Below are 22385 nucleotides of genomic sequence, written 5' to 3'. Positions count from 1 at the left end.
TCATTGCCGCATAGGAGCGGGGAAAGAGGACGAAGATGCGGATATTGCATACGGGGGATTGGCACTTGGGCCGTACGCTGGAGGGAAGAAGCCGCCAGAAGGAGCAAGAGCAGTTCATAGATGAATTGGTGGAGATCGCCGATTTTCATAAGGTGGATTTGATTATGATGGCGGGAGATGTGTACGATTCCGTTAATCCACCAGCGGCTTCGGAGCAATTATTCTATGAGGCTGCTGCCAGGCTGACTTCAGGGGGCAGGCCCCTTGTGGTGATTGCCGGAAATCATGACCAACCGGAGCGCGTATCTTCAGTCTCCCCGCTTGTATTAAGGCAGGGGATTACCTTGGTAGGACTTCCAACCTCAGAGCCAGTGAAAGTTCATGCTGCGCGGACAGGTGAGATTGCCAAAATCGCAGCCCTTCCCTATCCCTCTGAGGCACGTCTCGGTGAGTTGCTTGCTGGGGACAGCGGGGAAGAGGAGCTTCGACTAGCTTACAGCGCACGGGTTGGCAAACTTATGCAACTGTTGGGACGGGAATTTACGCCACAAACCGTGAATTTGGCGATGAGCCATATTTATGTGCTTGGAGGTGTAGAGAGTGATTCGGAACGCCCAATTCAGGTGGGCGGGGCTTACACTGTAGACCCTTCTGCTTTATCCTGTGGAGCGCAATATACTGCACTAGGCCATCTTCATCGCGCTCAGCGTGTAAAAGGGGAAGGGATGATCCGTTATAGCGGATCCCCGCTGGCATATAGCTTTTCGGAAGCAGGACAAGCTAAGTCGGTGACGCTGATTGATGTTGCGCCGGGCGGTGAGCCGACCTTCGAAGAAATCTATCTTCGCTGTGGGCGTCCACTTGTAAGATGGAGCTCTACGGGGGGATTGCAAGAGGTATATAACTGGTTGGATGAAGGGAGAGATGCTACCGCTTTTATAGATTTGGAGATTCGGCTCAGTGAAGCTATGTCGATGAATGATATTCAGCGCCTGCGTAAATCACGTGAGGGGATCATTCATATTCGTCCGATTTATCCGCAAATGGAGCTGGAGCTCGAACAGATTTCCCGTTCACGTATGCCTGTACAAGAATTGTTCCGTAAATTCTATCAGCGCCAGACGGGCGGGGCGGAGCCGGAGGATCGTTTGATTGAGCTGTTCTTACAGCTAACCGAAGAAGAACGGCAGCAGCCGGAGGAAGGAGAGGAGAACTAAGGTGAAGCCTATTTTATTAAAAGTTGCAGGATTGCAGAGTTATAGAGAAATGCAGGAAATAGATTTTGAAAGTCTGTGTGAGACCGGGCTGTTTGGGATTTTTGGACCTACGGGCAGCGGCAAGTCCAGTTTGCTGGATGCTATTACTTTGGCGATGTACGGCAAAGTGGAGCGCGCCGTTAATGGAACACAGGGGATTATGAATCACTCTGAGGATTCACTCAGCGTGGCGTTTACCTTTGAGCTCACTTCTTCCGCTGGGGCACATCGTTATCGCGTTGAACGTAAGTTCAAGCGGACAGGTGAGCAAACAGTCAGTAACACCATTAGCCGTTTCATTGAAGTTACACCTGACGGGGATAACGTTATGGCGGATAAACTCGCAGATGTTACACGTTGTGTGGAAGAGCATATTGGGCTCAAGATGGATGACTTCACGCGAGCAGTTGTATTGCCGCAGGGGAAATTCGCCGAATTCTTATCGCTTCGGGGCGTAGACCGCCGACAAATGCTGCAGCGCCTGTTCCATTTGGAACAGTATGGCGATCAGCTTGCGTTGAAGCTTAGCCGACGGGTGAAGGAGAATGAGGCTGCGCTCCGCGCGCTCGAAGCGGAGCAGCAGGGGCTTGGCAGCGCAGGCAAAGAGGATGTAAAGGCAGCGGCGGAGCGCCTCGAACAAGCAGCCCAGCATGCTGCGGAATGCCGCCGCAAGCTGGAGGCGGCGCTGCAGGTCGCGGAGCGTTTCACGCGCATTCGCGAGCTGCAAGAGGAACGGACCCGCCGCGAATTGCAGCGGCAGGGACTGCTCTCCAAGGAGGAGGAGATTCTCCTCCTTGAACGGAAGCTCGGCCAAGCTGACGAGGCCGAGGCTAGGCTTCCCGCGCTGAAAGCATGGCGAAGCGCGGAAGACGCCTTCAAGAGCCGATTGACCCGCGCGGAGGGTCAAGAGGTGCTGGCCGCCGCTGCCGAGCAGGAGGCGGCGCGTGCCTCTGCGGCCGCGGCTGCTGCGCAGGCCGCGCTTGCGGCGGAAGAGCCGGCCCTCCGGCAGGGGGCCGACACCTACCGCCGCGCGCTCGAGCTCGAGTCCGAGCTCGGCGCCCTGCGGCGCGAACTCGCGGCTCTGCGCGAGCGCCGCGAAGAGGCCTCCCGCAAGCTGGCGGAGCTGCGGGAGGGCATGGCCCGGGAGCGTGAGCTTTTGGCCAAGGGCCAAAAGCGCCAGCAAGAGCTGCAGCAGAGCTTGCAGCCGCTCGGTGTCCGCTCCCAGGAGCGGCAGTCTCTGCAAGAAGCGATGCAGAGACTGCAAGGGCTGCACTCCGCCGAATCCCAGTGGGATAAGGCGGAGAAGGAGCGCCGCGAGCGTGCCGCTGCACTCGCGGCTGCGCAGGCGCGCCTCGCGGAGGCCGAGGGCCGTCGCGGGCAGCAGGAAGCTTCTCGCGGGCAGCAGATCCGCGAGGCGGCGATGCATCAAGAGAAGCTGCTGGCGACAGAAGAAGCTGCGTGCACCGCAGCAGAAAGTCTGGAGCAACATATCAGTTCTTTGGAAGCGGCCCTCAAGGGGCATGAGTTGCACAGACTGTCGCTTGGATTGGCTAAAGAATTGGAAGCAGGACAACCTTGCCCTGTATGTGGCAGCGAACACCACCCGGCCCCTGCTGTATTGCAGGATAACGTAGAGCAACAGGAACTGGAGTTAAAGCTTCAACAGGCTCGGGTGTTGTCCAGACGTGCTTTGGAAGCACGCCATATGTTCCGTGGTCTGCGGGAGCAGGACCTGGTTTGGCTGGAGCAGGTGTTTGGTGATGGAGCTTTTGATACGGTAAATCATCCTGCAGCGGCAGGCTCAGAAGTCAGCACTACTGAGGTTTCCTCTACCGATAAGTCCATTCCAGATGAAAAGGCTTTGGCAGAACTTGATGCTGCATTTTTAGCATTAAAAAGCCAGTCTGGAGAACTGCGCCGTACAGCGATACAGTGGCAGCAATCGATGCAGGAAGTTCAGCAGCTATGCCTCAAAGAAGCAGCGGGTGCCGAAGGTGAGCGAAGCTGGGTAGAAGGCCTAACCGCCAAAGCCGAGGAACTGAGTGGCCAACTAGCCGCATTGCGGCAGAACTGGGTACAGCAGTTCCCTGATTTGGCACCGGAAGAGGTAGAAAAAGCTTATCGTGAGCTGTTAGCCAAGGATGCTCAAGCTGAGGAAATTAGATCCCGACTGGAAATCAGTGTCAAGTTTCTGGATGAGAAAAGCGCTTCGGTGCAGAATCTTCAGGAGACCATCACCGGACTCGATAAAGAGCTTACTCAGTGGAATACACAGATGGAAGGCAAAGAAGAATTGCAGCGTGAAAAAGAACGGCGTCTTTTGGAGTGGACTAATGGCCGCGCTGCTGCCCCTCTTCTAGCAGAGTGTGAGCGTCGTCTGCAGGAATTGTTAGCAGCTGTGGAGACCAGCCAACGATTACATCTCACGGCAGCTGAAAAAGCGCAGCATGAGATCAAGGAGGCAGCGATTACCCGCCAGGCTGCAGAATCTGCTCGAGAGCATTATGTGACTTCAAGCCATCTGTGGGAGCAAAGCTTAACCTCTTCACCTTTTAGTTCCGCCGCTGAGGTTGAAGGAGCAGCTCTCGCACCTGAAGAGCGGGAAATTTCTTCTTCTCGGGTACATGCCCATCGTGCGGAAGAAGCTGAAGTCTCATTGCAGCTGCGCAATATTGAAGAGAAGCTTGACGGAGCCAGCTTAAGTGAAGAGGAGTGGCAAGTTAGCCAGGAGAGCTTAAGCGTGTGTAAGTCAGAGGATGAAATGTCGCTGCAAGCAAGAGCGCGCGCAGAGCGAGATCTGGAGGATCTGCGGCATCGGCATATTCGCTGGATGGAGCTCGAAGCCCAGCGGCTAGAACATGCTTCTCTACAGGATCATTTGTCCAAATTGCAGACGGTTTTACGTGGAAATGCTTTTGTTGAGTATATTGCGGAGGAACAATTGATGCAGGTATGCCAGTCTGCTTCCCAGCGGCTTCGTTTCCTGAGCAAACAGCGTTATGCGCTGGAGGTTGATTCGGGTGGTGGCTTTGTAATCCGTGATGATGGAAACGGTGGTGTAAGAAGACCGGTCTCCACGCTTTCCGGCGGAGAGACGTTCTTAACTTCCTTGTCACTTGCACTTGCACTTTCGGCACAGATTCAGCTGCGGGGGCAGTATCCATTGCAATTTTTCTTTTTGGACGAAGGCTTTGGTACGCTGGATCCGGAATTGCTCGATACGGTAATCACCTCATTGGAAAGACTGCATAACGACCAACTGTCTGTCGGCATTATCAGCCATGTTCCAGAGCTTCGGGCACGACTGCCACGCAAGCTGGTAGTAGTACCTGCTGAGCAGGGTGGAGGGGGATCTCGGATCCTTTTGGAAAAAATGTGAAGATCTACAATGTGTGTGATTCTTATCACAGATACAGTATCAACGCGCTGTTATAATACAGCTAAGCCGACATTACTTTAGAAACACCTCGGCGGACGTATGGCAGGGAATGAACTCCTTTTCATACGTCCGCCGCCGAATCAGCTTTATAAGCTGTGAAGGGTGTTTCTCTTTTTTTTGTCTTTTTTAGGCCTAACGGTGTTGATATATTTATTTAATGGTTCATTCTGTAACAGATACAGTTTAGGGCAGATTATGCTGAGTTTGCTTGCTGCTTTCGTAATTGATGATTATCCTGTATGATTATCTTATGATGAAGTGGGATTTCACCAATTTTTAGGAGGCAAGCACTCTATGGAGACCGTGTTTAGCAAAATTATTGAGGGTACTATTCCTTCCAAAAAAGTATTTGAGAATGAACGTATTCTTGCATTTTACGACATCGAGCCGGCTGCACCGGTACATGTGTTGATCATTCCCAAGAAGTTCATTGCTTCAATGAATGATGTTACACCTGAGGATCTTCCGCTAATTGCTGAAATCCACAGTGTAGCCCAACAGATCGCCAAAGACCTTGGAATTGCTGAGTCTGGTTATCGTTTAATCAATAATTGCGGACCTGATAGTGGACAAGCTGTGCCTCATCTTCATTATCACCTGCTGGGTGGAGCCAAGCTGGGTGCGCTCACTGGAAACTCAGCTTCGCACGCATAGCATAATCATTTAATGTTGAAGAACTTGCCAGAAAAAAGAATAGCACGAAGGTTGACACGTTATTTCCGTTTGACCTATAATGGAGTTTGATAAACCGTGTTATGCTCTTGGACGGTATGGTCGGAGGGAGGGGAAACCTGTGTCTGAAACGAAAGTTCGCAAAAACGAGACAATTGATGCTGCACTTCGTCGCTTTAAACGTTCCATCGCAAAAGATGGTGTCTTGGCTGAGGTGAAGAAACGCAAACATTACGAAAAGCCGAGCGTTAAGAAAAAGCTGAAGTCTGAGGCTGCTCGTAAGAGAAAGTTTTAGGAGGATTACCCACGCATGAATCTTAGCGAGAGATTGAACGAAGATATGAAGCAAGCGATGAAGAGTAAGGACAAGTTCACGCTCTCCACGATTCGAATGGTTCGTTCTACAATAAAGTATCTTGAAATAGATCTGAAGAGAACATTGGACGACAACGAAGTGCTTGATATCCTTAGTCGTGAAATCAAACAGCGCAAAGATGCCCTCCAAGAATTTGAATCAGCGGGTCGCGACGAGCTTGCCGCGAGTACAAAAGCAGAAATCGAGATTATTATTAAATATCTTCCCGAGCAACTTTCCGAAGAAGAAATTAAAGTAATTGTACAGCAGACCATCCAGGAAACCGGTGCTTCTTCGAAGAGCGAAATGGGGAAGGTCATGAGCGCACTGATGCCTAAGGTCAAAGGTCGCGCTGATGGTAAACTCGTGAACCAGGCGGTTCTGCAATTTCTGCAATAATATAGCACTAGCACCCCTTGCAAAAGGGGTGCTTTTCTATGTTATGAAACGTAAATCCAATTTCAGCGTATTAAAGGTTATGAGTTCTGGGTCAAGCTAAAGAAGGGAGGTAAAATCATTGAGAAGATTACGGAAAATACTGTTAGCTAGCATTCCTGTGGTCCTGCTGTTACTCCTCCTGACACCCTTTGCAACGAATGTAAGCGCTGACGGGACAGCCCCGAAAACACCGGGGGTTACGAACAGTGAGCTGAAAAAAGGTCCCGTGTTTATTATTCCGGTAGATCAAAAGATTGAACGGGGTTTGCAAAGCTTTTTGGAAAGAGGATTTGAAGAAGCCGCTAATTATGGAGCAGTCCTTATTCTACTAGAGGTCGATACACCTGGAGGGCTGGTAAAATCGGCAGAAGAGATTGGGACGATGGTAAGAGAGAGTGAAATACCAACAGCTGCCTATATTAAAGGTGATGCCGCTTCTGCAGGCAGTTACATAGCACTTAATGCAGGTGCAATAATCATGAAGCCGGGCAGTATGATCGGCTCCGCTTCCTTGGTAGACATGAATGGTCAAAAAGTCGATGATGCCAAAATGATATCCTACTGGAGATCTAAAATGATCGGCGCTGCTGCTCTGAATGATCGTGATCCAGACATTGCTGCTGGAATGGTGGATAGTAATTTGGTCGTGGATAAGCCAGAGCTTGGAGTGACTAAGACACAGGGAGAAATCATTGCCTTGTCTAGTGAAGAAGCTTTAAAAGCTGGTTACGCTGATCAAATTACAGATACCCCTGAAGAGGCAATTCAGTGGCTTGGATATACTACAGACGACATCTTTCGCGTAGAGCATACCGGTGCGGAAAAAATGTCGCAATTTCTGACCAATCCGATTATTATGACGATTCTGCTGTTCATTGGGATTACAGGCGTTGTCATTGAACTGATTGTTCCAGGCTTTGGTGCGCCAGGAATTATCGGGACGTTGGCTTTTGTGTTATATTTCTTCGGCAACTATGTTGCAGGATTCGCCGGAGCGGAAACTTGGCTCTTGTTTATCATTGGGCTTGTCATGCTTGTGCTGGAGCTCTTTGTGCCTAGCTTCGGAATATTGGGGCTCCTAGGCTCTGTCAGCCTTGTAGCGGGTGTTGTACGAGCTGCTTACAGCTATAAGCATGCACTGCTCAGTCTAGGTATCTCTTTCGTAGCTGCGACTATAGTTGTAGTAATTGTTGCGGTCATTTTTAAAGAACGAGGGATATGGAACAGATTTATTTTGAAGGAAAGCCTTACTAAAGATCAGGGATTTGTGCCTGTAGAAGAGAAGCTTAGCTTATTAGGCGCTACAGGAACCAGTATTACTCCACTTCGTCCCTCAGGAACGGCTATGATAGGCGGCGAACGTGTGGATGTTGTTACAGAAGGTAGTTTTATTAGTGCTAATGCACCGGTCTCTGTTATTAAAGTAGAGGGCGGACGGATTGTTGTGAAAGAAATCAAGGAATAAGGTAAACACTGGAACCAATAATAGTTCTACAATAAATTTACGGAGGTTATATAGTATGGGTGAAGCATCTTTGATTCCTATTCTGTTCATCGCGGTAGTGGTGATTATTGTATTGAGCGTGTTTTTAAGTTTCTTCCCGGTTATGCTCTGGATTTCAGCATTAGCATCGGGCGTTAGAATCAGTATTATTACGCTGGTGGCGATGAGACTGCGTCGTGTAACCCCAAGTCGTATCGTTAACCCAATGATTAAAGCGACTAAGGCAGGTCTTGGACTGAACATTAATCAACTGGAGAGTCACTATCTCGCAGGTGGTAACGTAGACCGTGTTGTTAATGCGCTTATTGCAGCACAACGTGCAGATATTCCTTTGGAATTTACTCGCGCAGCAGCCATTGATCTTGCAGGACGTGATGTGCTGCAGGCTGTGCAAATGAGCGTTAACCCTCGTGTAATTGAGACACCGGTTGTTGCGGCTGTTGCTAAGAACGGGATTGAAGTTAAGGTAAAAGCGCGCGTAACTGTTCGTGCCAATATCGACCGCCTCGTGGGTGGTGCGGGGGAAGAAACGATTATTGCCCGTGTTGGTGAAGGGATTGTAACGACAGTAGGTTCGAGTGATTCCCATAAAGATGTCCTTGAGAACCCGGATTTGATTTCGCGGACGGTATTGTCCAAAGGGCTTGACTCAGGTACTGCTTTTGAGATCCTCTCCATTGATATTGCGGATATCGATGTAGGCAAGAACATCGGTGCTTATCTACAAACCGAGCAAGCAGAAGCAGATAAACGCATTGCCCAAGCCAAAGCGGAAGAACGCAGAGCGATGGCTGTCGCTCACGAGCAAGAGATGAAGGCGCGCGTAGTAGAGATGAAGGCGCTTGTTGTGGAAGCTGAATCTCAGGTGCCTATGGCAATGGCTGAGGCGCTCAGAAATGGCCAAATCGGCGTGATGGATTATATGAATATCAAAAACATCGAGGCAGATACCCAAATGCGGGGCTCTCTCGGCAAAATGAATGATCAGGACGACAATAACCGTCCTAACAATAATAAATAAAAGGGGATGTGAATCTCCATGAGCTGGATCTATATTATTGCGGTTATTATATTCGCGATCGTATCCAATGTGAATAAAGCAACTAAAAACAAGCCCAAAGGAGCTCCTCGCGGGGGAATGCCCACTTTTGGGGGCGGAGAGGATTCTCCGCTCCGCCGGGTAAAGCGCCCGGATATCGATGGAGGGCGCCAAGCGGAGTCTGGCAGTGGATTTCCTGCTCCTGTTAGCACCTCTTCCCGGCAGTCGAGGTCAGAGGATAACCGGGAGTATGATGCCTCTCCTGCCTTTCCAGAACCCGCGTATATACCAACTCCAGATTATTCTACTGGAGAAGGAATGTCTTTGGAGCATGCCGATGACGGAGTTGAATTACGCACACAAAGAATGCAAGAAGAGGTGCGGCGCCTTCAATCTGCTTTTGACGGGATAGCGGGTGCAGATACCAAAAGATCAAATAAGACTAAAAACACAAACTCACCCTCTGCGGCAGACCAGACACATGGAACAGGGAGTCGTGACGACCTGCGCAATGGTGTAGTCTGGGCAGAGATTCTGGGACCACCGCGTTCTCGTCAGCCGCATTCCACCCGAAGATAATATTTACGGATCATAGTAACAATAAAGCCTCGGTTTCCTATCTTTACGATAGGTTGCGGGGCTTTTTTTTGCTTTTTTCACACTTGAAGGGTCCTCCTTTGTTACTTCTTCTCATAAAAAAAAGCGTTGCCGCATAAGGTGTACAGAAGGCAGGAAGGGGGAACGTCTACTTATGACCCGTATTGGCCGCAGGCTGCGGGGATGGACAAACGGGGTACTGGATCTACCACAGGACTTATTACAGGAAATGCCCCGGATCACCCTGATCGGCAATAAGGAACTGCATATTGAGAATCATCGCGGCGTGCTGCATTTTTCCTCTGGTCAGCTTAAGCTCGCGTTAGCTAAAGGATCGCTTGAAATCACGGGCGAGGGACTTGTCATCCGAAATATTCTAGGCCAGGAATTGGCTGTAGAAGGCGTTATCGGGGAGATCAGATATAACGAAAGCGAGGAGAGATCATGAAGGAGCCACCTCTGTCATCACTGCGGGGGTTCGTTACACTGCATGTGACGGGACCTCAGGTGGAGCGATTTATTAATTTCATTTCTGAAGCAGGAATCATGATTTGGGATGTGAGGCCCGCTGAGGGCGGCGCTTCCCTTAAGCTGCTTCTGGATGATTTTTATGTCCTCCGGCCGATTTTAAAAAAGACAGGCTGTCGTATGCACGTTACCGGTAGAAGCGGACTTCCATTTCTTATGGCGCGGCTGTGGAAAAGGAAATTTTTTGGCATAGGTATTTTGATGTTTGGAATTACACTTTTTATGTTATCTACGATGGTATGGAGTATTAGAGTCGAAGGGAATGAAAAAATTGCTTCTGAGGATATATTGGCTGCCGCTCGCCAGGAGGGTGTGTATCCTTTTCAGTGGATATGGCGTCTGGAGGAGCCGGACAAGCTCTCTAAGGGGCTGCTGGCCCATTTACCGGGTGTTTCTTGGATAGGGCTGCAACGGACGGGGACGAGCATCAAAATTCAGGTTGTAGAGGCTAAACAGCCCGATATCAAACCTTTGCTTAGCCAACGGCATTTAATTAGCCGAACAGATGCGGTGGTAACAGAAATATATGCGGAGCAGGGCAGACCGGTAGTAGCGCGTAATTCGCGTGTGAAAAAAGGGGATATCCTGATTTCCGGTGCTCTTGGAGACGAAGAAAATGTAGAGTATGTGGTAGCCAAGGGTGAGGTTAAGGGGTTGGTTTGGCATGAGTACAATATCGAGGTTCCGCTTGAAACAACCAATAGCACCTACACTGGGGAGCGTAAGGATCGCACCTATCTCGTGTTGGGGAAATGGGCTATTCAGCTGTGGGGTTATGGCAAATCCTCCTTTGAGAATTCAAAGACGCTCACAGAGCATGATCCGCTGTCTTGGCGCTCTATTGAGCTGCCGCTGGGCCTGATGACTGAGAAAGAAATGGAGATCAATGAAACAAAGGATACGATAACTCCAGAAGCTGGAGTTGCGAGGGGAATTGAGCGGGCGAAGAATGATATTTTAGCTCGATATGGTGTTGATAGCGTCATCAAAAGTCAAAAAGTTTTGCATGAGAAGAAAGAGAATGGTAAAGTTTATATGAAAGTGATCTTTGAAGTAGAAGAAAAAATTTCCGAAGAACTGCCAATAGTAAACAATTGAGGAGAATGAGGCTACTTGTCAGAACAGACTGCAAGCATTCGTATATCTTTGCAAAATGCGGGAGAAGCGCAATCGCTGTTTGGCCCGCAGGATGGATTCTTAAAAATCATCGAGAGTGAAATTCCCGCCATTATTGATTCGCGTGAAGCAGAGCTAACGATTCGTGGAGCTGAGCGGGAAGTAGACATGCTGGGGCAATTGTTTAATGTGCTACTGTCCCTCATTCGGAGCGGTTACATACTTACTGAACGTGATGTGCAGTACGCTGTGGAACTGGCGAAAGATTTTCGTGCTGATCAATTGCTCGATTTGTTCAAAGGAGAAATTACTACAACTTTTCGCGGAAAGCCTATCCGTGTCAAAACGGTCGGCCAGAAGCATTATGTGACAACGATCAAGAAGCGTGATATTGTATTCGGAATCGGTCCTGCAGGAACGGGGAAGACCTACTTGGCAGTGGTGCTTGCAGTTACGGCACTGAAAGAAGGTTCGGTTAAGCGTATTGTTCTTACGCGTCCCGCAGTAGAAGCAGGAGAGAGTCTAGGATTCCTTCCAGGGGATTTGCAAGAAAAGGTAGATCCATATCTGCGTCCGCTTTATGATGCATTATACGACGTTATGGGGCCCGATCAGGTGGCTAAGGCACTTGAACGGGGATTGATTGAGATTGCTCCGCTGGCTTATATGCGCGGACGTACATTGGATGATTCATTTATCATCTTGGATGAAGCGCAGAATACAACACCTGAGCAAATGAAAATGTTCCTGACTCGACTCGGCTTCGGGTCCAAAATGGTGATTACAGGTGACGTTACCCAGATTGACCTGCCCCGCGGCAAGAAATCCGGTTTGATTGAAGCCAAAGCGATTTTATCCGGCATAGAAGAACTTGGCTTTGTCTACTTCGCGGAACAGGATGTAGTACGGCATTCCCTGGTGCAGAAAATTATCGTTGCCTATGACCGCTCTGCCGAAAACCTCCAATAAAGGGGATTGTCTTCATGGCTTCAAAGCAACCATCTAAATTAAGCGGTTTTGTATATACGAACAACGGATGGAAGTATAGCGCAGTGACACGCTATGCTCTTTTCCTGTTACTCGGACTAGTGTTCTACTTCAGCTTGTCGCCAGAATTGCTACCTAAGAAATATGATATTAAAGAGAATACTTACAGTGCAAAGGAAATAACGGCACCGAAACAAATTAAGGACACCAAAGCTACGTTAAAAGCAGCTGAGGAAGCGGCCGAAAGCGTATCTCCCAAGTACAAAATTATCCCGATGAGGGCAGACAACCTAGTGACCTCGCTGCTGGACCGGATAGATCGCCTCAATCAGGATGATCTGATCTCGCAAAGCGATAAGACGGGGATTTATCGTGATGAAATCCCGCAGAGAGCCAGCGATTTCATCTTGAATTTCGTAGCTTCCAATCGCGGCAGCGCTACATATTCAGATCACCTCTTGGATGAAATGCAATCTGTCATCAAAGAGCAGACCTATGTCATTCCGGAAGAGACTTACATTAAGATTCCGCGCCTGACCTCTCAGGACATTATCGAGATGAAGCCTGTCGCCCGAGATATTGTAACTAGGCTGATGAATGATCAGATTACGGATGCGCAGACCGCTCGCGCCAAGGTAGCGGAACAGGTCAGTATTAGTTCTCTAAGCCAGCGTACAGCGCGTGAGGTTGTTCAGGAGCTTGTACGTCTTGTGATCACAAGTAACAAGTTCTACGATGAGGATGCTACCAAGGAAGCAAAGGTACAAGCCCGGGAGAACACACCTGATGTATTCATTGAGCAAGGGGACACGCTTGTTGCTAAGGGGCAGCTAATTACTCCAGAGCTCTACACTCTTTTGGATGAGAATGGACTACTAAGCAATGAGGTGAATTACTGGCCACAGTTAGGCCTATTGATTCTCTCTGCGATGCTCTCCGTCGGTTTGCTTGCGTTCATTCGTTATTCAGGCGGCACCTCAGGCTTTAAGTACAACAATTCTCAGCTATTGATGCTGGTGCTTGTATTTGTTATAACTATTATCTCTATGCGGCTGGCCGCTGTTTTGCAGACCGATGTCCGATCTTATATCGGATTCCTGGCACCGGTGGCGATCGGCGCAATGTTAATTGCAATGCTTCTGGACATGCCTTTGGCCTATTTCTGCTCCATTCTATTCAGTGTACTGGCGAGTGTTATTTTGAATGTGCAGCAGAATTCAATCTTTGATTTTAACTTTGGTTTCTTTGCTATCGTGGTTTCGTACGTGGCTATCTTTGCGACTCACCGTGCGGGTCAACGCTCCACGCTCCTTAAAGGCGGGATTATGGTATCGCTTTTTGGCTGTCTGACAGTCTTTATGCAGATACTGTTAGGTGGAGGAGCATGGAAAGAGGTAGGTACCTTGTATTCGGTTGGTTTTGCTTTTGCAGGGGGACTATTGACGGCTGTACTTGTGATTGGGCTAATGCCTTTTTTTGAGGCAACCTTTGGTATTCTATCGGCATTGAAGCTGGTAGAATTGTCTAATCCAAACCACCCGCTGCTGCGCAAACTGCTTACCGAAACGCCGGGAACCTATCACCATAGTGTAATGGTAGGTAACCTGTCAGAAGCTGCCGCGGAAGCGATTGGAGCAGATGGGCTATTGTGCCGGGTTGGATCGTATTATCATGATATTGGCAAAACAAAACGTCCGTTTTATTTTATCGAGAATCAAAATAATATGGAAAATCCACATGACTCTATTGAACCGAAGCTTAGTAAATCTATCATCGTTGCCCACGCCCGTGACGGGGTGGAAATGCAACGAGAATATAAGCTGCCAAAACCAATCCGTGATATTGCGGAGCAGCATCATGGAACAACGTTCCTGCATTATTTTTACCATAAGGCACTGAAGCTGGCGGAAGAAAAAGGTGTCGAGCCTGATTTTACCGAGGAAGATTTCCGTTACCCTGGACCGAAAGCCCAGTCGAAGGAAGCGGCTGTAGTGGGAATTGCCGACAGTGTCGAGGCTGCAGTGAGATCATTGCGTAAGCCAACTGTTCTGCAGGTGGAAACGATGATTGAGAAGATTATTAAAAGTCGACTGGATGATCATCAGTTTGACGAATGTGATTTGACGATTAAAGAATTGGATATTATTGCACGGACTCTGAAGGAGACGGTTATGGGGATTTTCCATTCACGGATCGAATATCCAGAAGATGTGCGTAAGCCGAAAAAAGAGGAAGGGGCACCTAACCCATGAGTTTGGAGATCGTTTGGGATAACGAGCAGGAAGAATACGAGATAAAGGACGATCTCATTACGCTGCTGGAGAGTATTTTGCAAAAAGCAGGTGAAGCGGAAGGGATCGATCGGGGCGAGGTAGCTCTTACTTTTGTCGATAACGTTCGTATACATGAGTTGAATTTGGAATATCGGGGCATTGACCGTCCGACGGACGTGCTTTCTTTTGCTATGAATGAAAGCGGAGAGGACGAGCTGGACATTATATACGAGGTAGAGGAAGGCGAGGCGCTGGAAGATGTTCCAGACGTACTTGGGGATATAATCATTTCCGTAACTCGTGCGCAGGAGCAGGCGCTGGAATATGGCCATTCACTGGAACGAGAGCTTGGTTTTCTTTTCGTTCACGGATTTCTGCATTTGTTAGGATATGATCATCAGGATGAAGCTTCAGAAGCAGAGATGATGTCCAAGCAAGAAAAAGTACTATCTCAGGTTGGGTTGACGCGCTAATGGTGAAGAACACGGCGGTAGGGCACAAGAAGTTCTGGCACTCTTTTCGGTTTGCATCGCAAGGCTTAGTGTCGGCATTCAAATCCGAGCTTAACATGAAGGTGCATTGCTGTTTAGCGGTGGTTGTGCTAATAGCCGCTGCCGTGTTCAGACTTCCGCTGGCCAGTTGGATGTTGCTGCTGTTCTCGATCACGCTTGTCCTAACTGCCGAATTGCTCAATACGGCGATTGAAGCGACGGTTGATCTGATCTCGCCAGAGATTCATCCACTGGCTAAGAGAGCAAAAGATACCGCCGCAGGAGCTGTGCTTCTCACGGCGGTGTTTGCTGTCTTAGTCGGGATCTATGTTTTTTATCACCCTGTGATGGACTGGATTAGCGGACTTATGTCATAATCAGGATACAAAATCAATTCAGGGGAGAGGCGGACCCGCGTTTTGCGATTCCGTCTCTTTCGTTACTGAATAATTTGAAGTGAGTTATGTACCCGAATATATCTCATGAAGTACACTGATAAAATTTAGCGCACGCTGAAAAAATAACGATAAACGAAACTAATTAGATGTTTACGAAGTGTGTTTTGTGCGAAGAAAAATCAATGAAGTCAATACTCACAAAACTTTAGGAGGTCAAAATATGGATTCTACTCTTCTTATGCAAGAGGCGATTAAAGCACGAGCAAAAGCTTACATTCCATATTCCCGATTCGGAGTGGGAGCTGCCCTTCTTGATCAGGATGGTCATATTCACCACGGCTGTAATGTGGAAAATGCTGCTTTTGGGCCAACCAACTGTGCGGAACGGACAGCACTATTCCGTGCGATTGCGGATGGACACGCTGTTGGTTCTTTTAAAGCAATTGCCGTAGTAGCTGACTCTGACGGCCCCGTTTCACCTTGCGGTGTGTGCCGGCAAGTAATGATTGAGTTGTGTTCGCCGGATATGAAGGTTATTCTTGGGAACATGAAGGGTGATATCGTTGAGACTACGGTGGGAGAATTGCTTCCAGGCGCTTTTGGTCCCGTAGATCTGAAGCAAGGACAAGCTCCAGAATAAAATGAGATTTTGATTTAATGCCTGTGCCTGTTTAAGGGCAAATCAGGCATAGTTAGACGAAGGTTGCTACTTTAATTGCACAATGTACAGTTAAATTGCTACTCTTTCGCGACAAAAATGAATTTAGTTGCAGATAGTACAATTAAATTTATGATAAAGCCCATATTTGGCTCTTAAGACAGGATTTAATTGCACAAAATACAACTAAAACACCAAAAACATAAACTCAACCTAAAATTAGTTGTACAAAGTACAATTAAAAGTGTTCTAGTTCTACCAAGTTAGGCTAAACTGGTGCAAACTATGTGTTTTTAGAGTAACATTACGAGGTAAGCGCCACGGCAAAAGCCGTCAGCGATTCTAATTACGTAAGGTTACTTGTAACACAGCCTAAAGCCAATCATCTCAGTAATCTTTATTCATGGTGAGGGCAATGCGAACCGTGTGAATAAGCGACAGTGAAGCGTGTCCCCGATAGGGGAGGAAAGCGCTCATGCACCATAGTCCCTCTAATCCAGCCTAACGTTGCAGTTACGCCCATTTCCGGGTGTCCAGAGGGCCGGGGCCCTTGGGGTCCCCCTTGGCTAAGGGGGATTTAGGGGGATCGAAAAAGATCTTAAAAGATTTTCAAACGCAAATTTAGAAGGTAAGTATGGAAGGAAGATAATATGAAATTCAAATCAGGCTTTGTCGCAATTATCGGCAGACCAAACGTAGGTAAATCAACACTCATGAACCAGGTCATTGGCCAGAAGATTGCCATTATGTCGGATAAGCCACAGACAACCAGAAACAAAATCCATGGTGTTTACACAACAAACACTTCACAAATCGTATTCCTGGATACACCGGGAATTCATAAAAGACAGTCCAAGCTAGGCGACTACATGAACCAGACTGCAATGAGTACACTGGGTGAAGTAGAAGCTGTGTTATTCCTTGTGGATGCGTCAGAGGGCTTGGGCGGTGGAGACCGTTACATTGCCGAGCAATTAAATGGTCTGAAGACACCGGTGATTCTGGTGCTCAACAAGATCGATAAAATAGAGCCGGAAGCTCTGCTCCCGCTTATGGCTCAATATAACAAGCTGCATGATTTTGCCGAAATTATTCCGATTTCTGCGAAGATGGGCAGCAATGTTAACACGCTGTTAGAGCAGGTTGCCAAGTACTTGCCGGAAGGCCCTCAGTATTATCCGGAAGATCAAATCACGGATCACCCCGAGCAATTTGTCTGCGCGGAATTAATCCGGGAGAAAATTCTGCATTTGACTCGTGAAGAAGTGCCGCACTCTATTGCTGTAGCCATCGAAGATATGAAGGTTGAGCCTAATGGAGTGGTGCATGTTTCAGCTGTTATTTTTGTTGAGCGTGATTCGCAAAAGGGAATTATTATCGGCAAGCAAGGGGCAATGCTGAAAGAGGTCGGCAGACGGGCTCGGACAGATATTGAGAACCTGCTGGGTTCGAAGATTTTTCTGGAGCTATGGGTAAAAGTGAAAAAAGATTGGCGCAATCAGGACCGCGTTCTGCGGGATTTGGGCTTCCATAAAGACCTTTAAGTTAATTCCGTTATTCCTCGTTTGGTAGGAATTGCAAGGATAGAACCTGCTCCATCGCACCATCCTAATTCTTGATAAGAGACATCGTCTTTCCCAAGAAAGGATGAATACGAATGCGAAACTTTTCGTGGAAGTATTTTGCAATGACAGGAGACGTCGATGCTTACCTGCTGTATAAGGAAGCTGGCCATCCGCTTGAAGATAGTGGATTACAGCTAGTGGAGGAAGAGAAGGCCTGTGATGAAGAAGCGCAATAAGGACTGGTTGCTTGCCGAATGGTTGGGGGAAGAGGCATGCTACACAGGGTGGAAGGGATCGTCATCCGCAGCATGGACTACGGCGAGGGGAACGCAATTATTACGCTTTGCACCGAGAACGCGGGAAAAGTAGGGGTTCTGGTGCGTGGCGCAAAGAAGGTCAAAAGCCGCCATGCTGCATTGATCCAACTGTTCACCGTTGGGGAATTTGTTTTTTTTAGAAATAATGGAGGACTTGGGACACTGAATTCTGGCGAAATTACGAAGTCGCACCATCCGCTGCGTGAGGATTTGATCAAAGCTGCTTATGCGTCTTATGCGTGTGAACTGCTTGATCGTGTTCTGCATGATGAGGAAACGGGAAGCTTCTGGTTTCACCAGCTTACGGCCTGTCTTAATGCACTTGAAGAGGACAAGGAACCCGGCGTTATCATAAATGTCTTTGAAATGAAAATCTTACAGGCAGCCGGTTATGGTCCTGAATTCGATTCTTGTGTAATTTGTGGTGCCGAGAAGCCGGATGATCAACTGCTGGTCAGCCCTCGCCTTGGTGGAGTACTGTGCCGCAGTTGTAAACATAATGACCCTCCAGCCATGGAGGTCTCTGCTCGTGCGTTGAAGCTGCTGCGATTATTCGCCAGACTTGACCTGACTAGACTAGGCAATGTGGATGTAAAGGAAAGCAGCCGGGATGAGCTGAAAAAAATTATGCGGGCCTTTATGGATGTGCAACTCGGATTAAAGCTGAAGTCACAAAGTTTCCTAGACCAGCTCGACAAGTACAAGATTTGACGAAAGCTGATTTTTCCGTTACTATAGGATCAGTTTATTATATGATCGTCGTTATGCTCCAATTGGGGAGAGGCGTGCATTGATCGGGAAAGTAGTGGACTGTATTGTCGTTATTCAGCGAGCTGGGGGCAGTGGAAGCCTAGCGGGACAACGTTCATGAACATGGCACCCGGGAGTACGAATGCGGCGAATGAAAGTGGATTTCGTTCTTGTCTTGGCAGCAAACTTGCTCATACAAGGTATGAAATCAAGTAGGGTGGAACCGCGGGAGAATAAGTTAAGCTCTCGTCCCTATGTCTGTTAATCAGGCATGGGGGCGGGGGCTTTTTGTTGCTGTCAGGAGCTAAAAGTGCCGCCTCCATGGTAGAAAGTTTTAGGCAAGCTGTTGTAAAAAACTTGTAAAGCGAAGGAGACGGTATTATGAACTTCCAGCAGATGATTTTGACACTGCAGCAGTTCTGGGCTGAACAGAACTGTATCATCGTACAGCCTTATGACACAGAAAAAGGCGCTGGCACGATGAACCCTATGACTTTTTTACGCTCGCTAGGTCCTGAGCCTTGGAGAGTGGCTTACGTAGAGCCTTCACGTCGTCCCTCCGATGGTCGTTATGGAGAGAACCCGAACCGTCTGTATCAGCATCACCAATTCCAAGTAATCATCAAACCCTCACCAGATAACATTCAAGAGATCTATTTGGATAGCTTGAAAGCACTCGGTATTGATCCGCTCTTGCATGACATCCGTTTTGTAGAGGATAACTGGGAGAATCCGTCACTGGGCTGTGCGGGTCTGGGATGGGAAGTATGGCTGGACGGTATGGAGATCACTCAATTTACTTACTTCCAGCAGGTAGGTGGCATCGAAGCTAACCCTGTTGCTGTAGAAATCACTTACGGTATGGAGCGCTTAGCCTCTTACATTCAGGATAAAGAAAATGTGTTCGATCTTGAATGGGTAAGCGGTATGACTTATGGTGATGTTTTTCATCAGCCGGAGTTCGAGCATTCTACCTACACTTTTGAAGTATCGGATGTAAAAATGTTATTCTCGCTGTTCAACATGTATGAAGAGGAAGCACGTAGAGCGATGGAGAAACATCTTGTGTTTCCAGCCTACGATTATGTGTTGAAATGCTCACATAGCTTTAATCTACTCGATGCGCGTGGGGCAATTAGTGTAACTGAACGGACTGGATTTATTACCCGAGTGCGTAATCTTGCCCGCTCCGTAGCGGCAACATATCTTGAGGAACGCGAGAAGCTTGGCTTCCCGCTGCTGAAGAAAGAAGGTGCTGACCGTGTCTAAAGATATCCTGTTTGAGATCGGTCTGGAGGAAATTCCTGCACGTTTTATCCGTGCTGCGATGGAACAGCTGCAAGATAGAATGTCCAAGTGGTTGGATTCTGCACGTATAAACCATGCTGGAGTTACTGCATATGCGACGCCACGTCGTCTCGCTGTATTTGTTAAGGACGCGGCTGAGAAGCAAGAGGATATTAGCGAAGAGGTCAAAGGACCTTCACGCAAAATTGCGCTGGATGCTAACGGTGACTGGAGTAAAGCTGCACTAGGATTTGCCCGCAGTCAAGGTGTATCTCCAGAGCAATTTACATTTAAAGAGCTAGCTGGCGTGGAATATATTTATGCCACAAAAAATAGTGCGGGTGTAGAGACTGCTTCTTTGCTCACAGAAGGACTTCTGGGTATTGTAAATGCGATGACTTTCCCGAAAAACATGCGCTGGGGAGCTTACGATTTTAAATTCGTTCGTCCGATTCGCTGGATGGTTGCTCTTTTTGGTAAAGAGATCATTGATTTGGAAATTACGGATGTAAAAGCGGGTAATGTGAGCCGTGGACATCGTTTTCTGGGTACAGAGACTGTAATCTCGGAGCCTGCACAATATGTGGAGAGCATGCGTGCGCAGCATGTACTTGTGGATGTGAAGGAACGGGAAACGCTTATCCTGGATCAAATCAACAAATTGGCTGAAGAGAAAAGCTGGACGATTGCGATTAAAGAAGATCTTTTGGAAGAAGTACTGTTCTTGGTAGAAACACCAACCGTGCTCTTTGGAACCTTTGATCCATCTTTCTTAGAGATTCCTCAGGATGTGCTGATTACCTCGATGCGTGAGCATCAGCGTTATTTCCCTGTTTTTGATGCAGCTGGCAAGCTACTGCCATTCTTTGTAACTGTACGAAACGGGAATGCAGAATCCTTGGATGTTATCGCTAAGGGAAATGAAAAAGTACTTCGTGCTCGTCTATCAGATGCCAAATTCTTCTATCAAGAAGATCAAAAGATGAAGATTGACGATGCGTTAGCCAAGCTTGAGAACATTGTTTACCATGAAGATTTGGGCAGCGTAGGGGATAAGGTGCGCCGTATTCGCCAAATCTCTGATCGTCTGGCTGTGAAGCTTGGACTGTCAGCTACTGCTGTGTCCGAAGTAAGTCGCACTGCGGATATTTGTAAATTTGATCTTGTAACTCAAATGGTTTATGAATTTCCTGAGCTGCAAGGAACAATGGGTGAAGATTATGCACGTAAAGCAGGCGAGCCTGAAACTGTGGCAAAAGCGATCTTCGAGCATTATCAGCCACGATTTGCAGGAGATGCTGTACCTTCAACAGAAGCAGGTTCAGTTGTCAGCATAGCGGACAAAATCGATACGATTGTTGGCTGCTTCTCCATCGGCATCATTCCGACAGGATCTCAGGATCCATATGCCCTGCGCCGTCAGGCTGCAGGTATTGTCCAAATTGTGCTTGAGCATAAATTGCCAATTACGCTGCGCGAAATTTTTGAAGCGGCGATTGAAATTCATGAAAATTCAGGAAATACGAAACATTCTGGAGATGAACTACGTATAAACCTGTACGAGTTCTTCGGTCTGCGTGTAAAACGTCTTTTATCTGACAATGTACGCTATGATGTTGTGGACGCTGTTACAGCGGCTGGTTTTGACGACGTGGTAGATGTTGTGGGCAGAAGCCGTGCTCTTATGGCTGCTGTGTCCGACCAAGCAGATTTCAAGATTACCGTAGATTCGCTTACTCGTGTCAGTAATTTGGCAAGTAAAGCAACCAGTGAAGTGATTGATCCTGCTTTACTTAAAGAAGATGCTGAATTGCAGCTTTTTAATACATGGCAGGAGCTTCACGCACCTTACCTTGAAGCTATGGCGGCAAAAAATGCCGAAGAAGCACTTCGGATTCTTTCGGGTCTAAAAGACGCCGTTACAACATTTTTTGATTCCGTTATGGTTATGGCGGAGGACGAGCAAGTGCGTGCTAACCGTTTGGCTCTGCTTGCTGGTATTGATGCTGACTCCAAGTCGTTCGCTGATTTCGCGAAGCTTGTCTGGTAATTTTAATCAAGAAAATTTGAATCTTATGGTATAGAATGTTGGTTTGGGGTATAAATATACGGAACGGTGCCAATGCGTCATTTGACATCCGTTCCGTATTTATGCTTAGAAAGAAGGATTTCTTGCGGAGAGGGCGTATATATATTACACGGGAAATTGGTGATGATCATGGAGAAGTCCCAGTCTAGAACGATAGTGGTGGATGGGGATGCTTGTCCGGTCAAAAAAGAGATCGCTGAGGTAGGTCGCACCTTTGGTGTTCCGGTACTTATGGTATCTTCTTATGACCATGCACTGAAAGCTGAAGAGGGTGTAACGGTTGTGCAGGTGGATCGAGGAGATCAGAGTGCCGATCTATATATTGCCAATCATATTACTGCAGGAGATGTGGTATTGACTCAAGATTATGGTCTTGCGGCACTTGCACTAGGTAAACGATGCAGTGTGCTTTCATTCCGTGGTCAGGAATACGACAATTTCAAGATGGATTTTATGCTGGAGGGTAGACATGCCAAGGCCGTGGAACGAAGACGGGGACATTATTCCAAGGGTCCAAAACCCATAACGGCAGAAGAAAAAACTTATTTTCAACATAAACTGACAAAACTTTTAATACTTTTGCAGGAGAATGTGGAGCAATAGCGAATTATATTTATTTGTTAAGA

The 22385-nt window shown here is 47.7% G+C and carries 21 protein-coding genes; all 21 read left to right on the top strand.

Annotated elements, in window-relative coordinates; genetic code table 11:
• The first annotated feature begins 35 nt into the window (after positions 1–35).
• The 21 genes from MHH46_RS24530 to MHH46_RS24430 all read left to right on the top strand — a co-directional run bounded on the left by MHH46_RS24530 (position 36) and on the right by MHH46_RS24430 (position 22362).
• A complete protein-coding gene (locus MHH46_RS24530) occupies positions 36–1217 on the top strand; it encodes an exonuclease SbcCD subunit D (protein ID WP_076192099.1) in 1182 nt (393 codons plus the stop codon).
• A 1-nt stretch (position 1218) separates the two neighbouring features.
• On the top strand, positions 1219–4635 hold the full coding sequence (locus MHH46_RS24525) for an AAA family ATPase (RefSeq protein WP_076192097.1): 3417 nt from the start codon (positions 1219–1221) through the stop codon (positions 4633–4635).
• A gap of 354 nt (positions 4636–4989) precedes the next feature.
• Positions 4990–5349: a histidine triad nucleotide-binding protein gene (locus MHH46_RS24520; protein WP_036683863.1), complete on the top strand. Its 360-nt coding sequence runs from the start codon at positions 4990–4992 to the stop codon at positions 5347–5349.
• Positions 5350–5488: 139 nt separating this feature from the next.
• Positions 5489–5662 carry a 30S ribosomal protein S21 gene (rpsU, locus tag MHH46_RS24515; RefSeq protein ID WP_036657994.1) on the top strand — a complete coding sequence of 58 codons (174 nt, stop codon included), beginning with the start codon at positions 5489–5491 and terminating at the stop codon, positions 5660–5662.
• A gap of 15 nt (positions 5663–5677) precedes the next feature.
• Positions 5678–6121, top strand: coding sequence for a GatB/YqeY domain-containing protein (locus MHH46_RS24510; RefSeq protein ID WP_036683862.1), 444 nt, complete (start codon positions 5678–5680; stop codon positions 6119–6121).
• A gap of 118 nt (positions 6122–6239) precedes the next feature.
• Entirely contained in the window at positions 6240–7625 is a 1386-nt protein-coding gene (locus tag MHH46_RS24505; protein WP_076192094.1) for a nodulation protein NfeD, read from the top strand.
• 55 nt (positions 7626–7680) lie between these two features.
• Entirely contained in the window at positions 7681–8685 is a 1005-nt protein-coding gene (gene floA / locus MHH46_RS24500) for a flotillin-like protein FloA (RefSeq protein WP_036683849.1), read from the top strand.
• 18 nt (positions 8686–8703) lie between these two features.
• Complete coding sequence (locus tag MHH46_RS24495) at positions 8704–9282, top strand: hypothetical protein (protein WP_076128994.1); 579 nt, start codon at positions 8704–8706, stop codon at positions 9280–9282.
• A gap of 172 nt (positions 9283–9454) precedes the next feature.
• The gene (gene yqfC / locus MHH46_RS24490; protein WP_036683844.1) at positions 9455–9748 is read left to right on the top strand and encodes a sporulation protein YqfC; all 294 of its coding nucleotides are present in this window, start codon (positions 9455–9457) and stop codon (positions 9746–9748) included.
• Positions 9745–10926: a sporulation protein YqfD gene (gene yqfD, locus MHH46_RS24485; RefSeq protein WP_076128997.1), complete on the top strand. Its 1182-nt coding sequence runs from the start codon at positions 9745–9747 to the stop codon at positions 10924–10926. The genes yqfC and yqfD overlap by 4 nt, the downstream gene beginning before the upstream one ends.
• 15 nt (positions 10927–10941) lie before the next feature.
• Entirely contained in the window at positions 10942–11913 is a 972-nt protein-coding gene (locus MHH46_RS24480) for a PhoH family protein (protein ID WP_036683834.1), read from the top strand.
• A gap of 14 nt (positions 11914–11927) precedes the next feature.
• On the top strand, positions 11928–14183 hold the full coding sequence (locus MHH46_RS24475; RefSeq protein WP_076185262.1) for an HD family phosphohydrolase: 2256 nt from the start codon (positions 11928–11930) through the stop codon (positions 14181–14183).
• A complete protein-coding gene (gene ybeY / locus MHH46_RS24470; RefSeq protein WP_076129001.1) occupies positions 14180–14677 on the top strand; it encodes an rRNA maturation RNase YbeY in 498 nt (165 codons plus the stop codon). The genes MHH46_RS24475 and ybeY overlap by 4 nt, the downstream gene beginning before the upstream one ends.
• The gene (locus MHH46_RS24465; protein ID WP_076129003.1) at positions 14677–15072 is read left to right on the top strand and encodes a diacylglycerol kinase family protein; all 396 of its coding nucleotides are present in this window, start codon (positions 14677–14679) and stop codon (positions 15070–15072) included. The genes ybeY and MHH46_RS24465 overlap by 1 nt, the downstream gene beginning before the upstream one ends.
• 241 nt (positions 15073–15313) lie before the next feature.
• Positions 15314–15733 carry a cytidine deaminase gene (locus tag MHH46_RS24460; RefSeq protein WP_076129005.1) on the top strand — a complete coding sequence of 140 codons (420 nt, stop codon included), beginning with the start codon at positions 15314–15316 and terminating at the stop codon, positions 15731–15733.
• Positions 15734–16401: 668 nt separating this feature from the next.
• Positions 16402–17295 carry a GTPase Era gene (gene era / locus MHH46_RS24455; protein WP_036683823.1) on the top strand — a complete coding sequence of 298 codons (894 nt, stop codon included), beginning with the start codon at positions 16402–16404 and terminating at the stop codon, positions 17293–17295.
• A gap of 113 nt (positions 17296–17408) precedes the next feature.
• Positions 17409–17552: a YqzL family protein gene (locus MHH46_RS24450; RefSeq protein WP_076098533.1), complete on the top strand. Its 144-nt coding sequence runs from the start codon at positions 17409–17411 to the stop codon at positions 17550–17552.
• A 36-nt stretch (positions 17553–17588) separates the two neighbouring features.
• Positions 17589–18344, top strand: coding sequence for a DNA repair protein RecO (gene recO / locus MHH46_RS24445; RefSeq protein WP_076192091.1), 756 nt, complete (start codon positions 17589–17591; stop codon positions 18342–18344).
• Between the two features lie 420 nt (positions 18345–18764).
• Entirely contained in the window at positions 18765–19652 is an 888-nt protein-coding gene (gene glyQ, locus MHH46_RS24440) for a glycine--tRNA ligase subunit alpha (RefSeq protein WP_036683820.1), read from the top strand.
• Positions 19645–21720: a glycine--tRNA ligase subunit beta gene (gene glyS / locus MHH46_RS24435; RefSeq protein ID WP_076129007.1), complete on the top strand. Its 2076-nt coding sequence runs from the start codon at positions 19645–19647 to the stop codon at positions 21718–21720. The genes glyQ and glyS overlap by 8 nt, the downstream gene beginning before the upstream one ends.
• Before the next feature lie 162 nt (positions 21721–21882).
• A complete protein-coding gene (locus MHH46_RS24430) occupies positions 21883–22362 on the top strand; it encodes a DUF188 domain-containing protein (protein ID WP_076129009.1) in 480 nt (159 codons plus the stop codon).
• Positions 22363–22385 lie beyond the last annotated feature (23 nt).

It is taken from the genome of Paenibacillus sp. FSL H8-0175, from assembly GCF_045040615.1.
Taxonomy (GTDB): domain Bacteria; phylum Bacillota; class Bacilli; order Paenibacillales; family Paenibacillaceae; genus Paenibacillus_AQ; species Paenibacillus_AQ odorifer.
This window is presented reverse-complemented; position numbering and strand designations above follow the sequence as displayed.

Coding starts and splice junctions, on each gene's coding strand:
- yqfC (WP_036683844.1), top strand. CDS start 9,455: ATGACCCGTATTGGCCGCAGGCTGCGGGGATGGACAAACGGGGTACTG.
- MHH46_RS24465 (WP_076129003.1), top strand. CDS start 14,677: ATGGTGAAGAACACGGCGGTAGGGCACAAGAAGTTCTGGCACTCTTTT.
- MHH46_RS24460 (WP_076129005.1), top strand. CDS start 15,314: ATGGATTCTACTCTTCTTATGCAAGAGGCGATTAAAGCACGAGCAAAA.
- ybeY (WP_076129001.1), top strand. CDS start 14,180: ATGAGTTTGGAGATCGTTTGGGATAACGAGCAGGAAGAATACGAGATA.
- glyQ (WP_036683820.1), top strand. CDS start 18,765: ATGAACTTCCAGCAGATGATTTTGACACTGCAGCAGTTCTGGGCTGAA.
- MHH46_RS24520 (WP_036683863.1), top strand. CDS start 4,990: ATGGAGACCGTGTTTAGCAAAATTATTGAGGGTACTATTCCTTCCAAA.
- floA (WP_036683849.1), top strand. CDS start 7,681: ATGGGTGAAGCATCTTTGATTCCTATTCTGTTCATCGCGGTAGTGGTG.
- MHH46_RS24450 (WP_076098533.1), top strand. CDS start 17,409: ATGCGAAACTTTTCGTGGAAGTATTTTGCAATGACAGGAGACGTCGAT.
- MHH46_RS24495 (WP_076128994.1), top strand. CDS start 8,704: ATGAGCTGGATCTATATTATTGCGGTTATTATATTCGCGATCGTATCC.
- MHH46_RS24475 (WP_076185262.1), top strand. CDS start 11,928: ATGGCTTCAAAGCAACCATCTAAATTAAGCGGTTTTGTATATACGAAC.
- era (WP_036683823.1), top strand. CDS start 16,402: ATGAAATTCAAATCAGGCTTTGTCGCAATTATCGGCAGACCAAACGTA.
- recO (WP_076192091.1), top strand. CDS start 17,589: ATGCTACACAGGGTGGAAGGGATCGTCATCCGCAGCATGGACTACGGC.
- yqfD (WP_076128997.1), top strand. CDS start 9,745: ATGAAGGAGCCACCTCTGTCATCACTGCGGGGGTTCGTTACACTGCAT.
- MHH46_RS24510 (WP_036683862.1), top strand. CDS start 5,678: ATGAATCTTAGCGAGAGATTGAACGAAGATATGAAGCAAGCGATGAAG.
- MHH46_RS24530 (WP_076192099.1), top strand. CDS start 36: ATGCGGATATTGCATACGGGGGATTGGCACTTGGGCCGTACGCTGGAG.
- MHH46_RS24430 (WP_076129009.1), top strand. CDS start 21,883: ATGATCATGGAGAAGTCCCAGTCTAGAACGATAGTGGTGGATGGGGAT.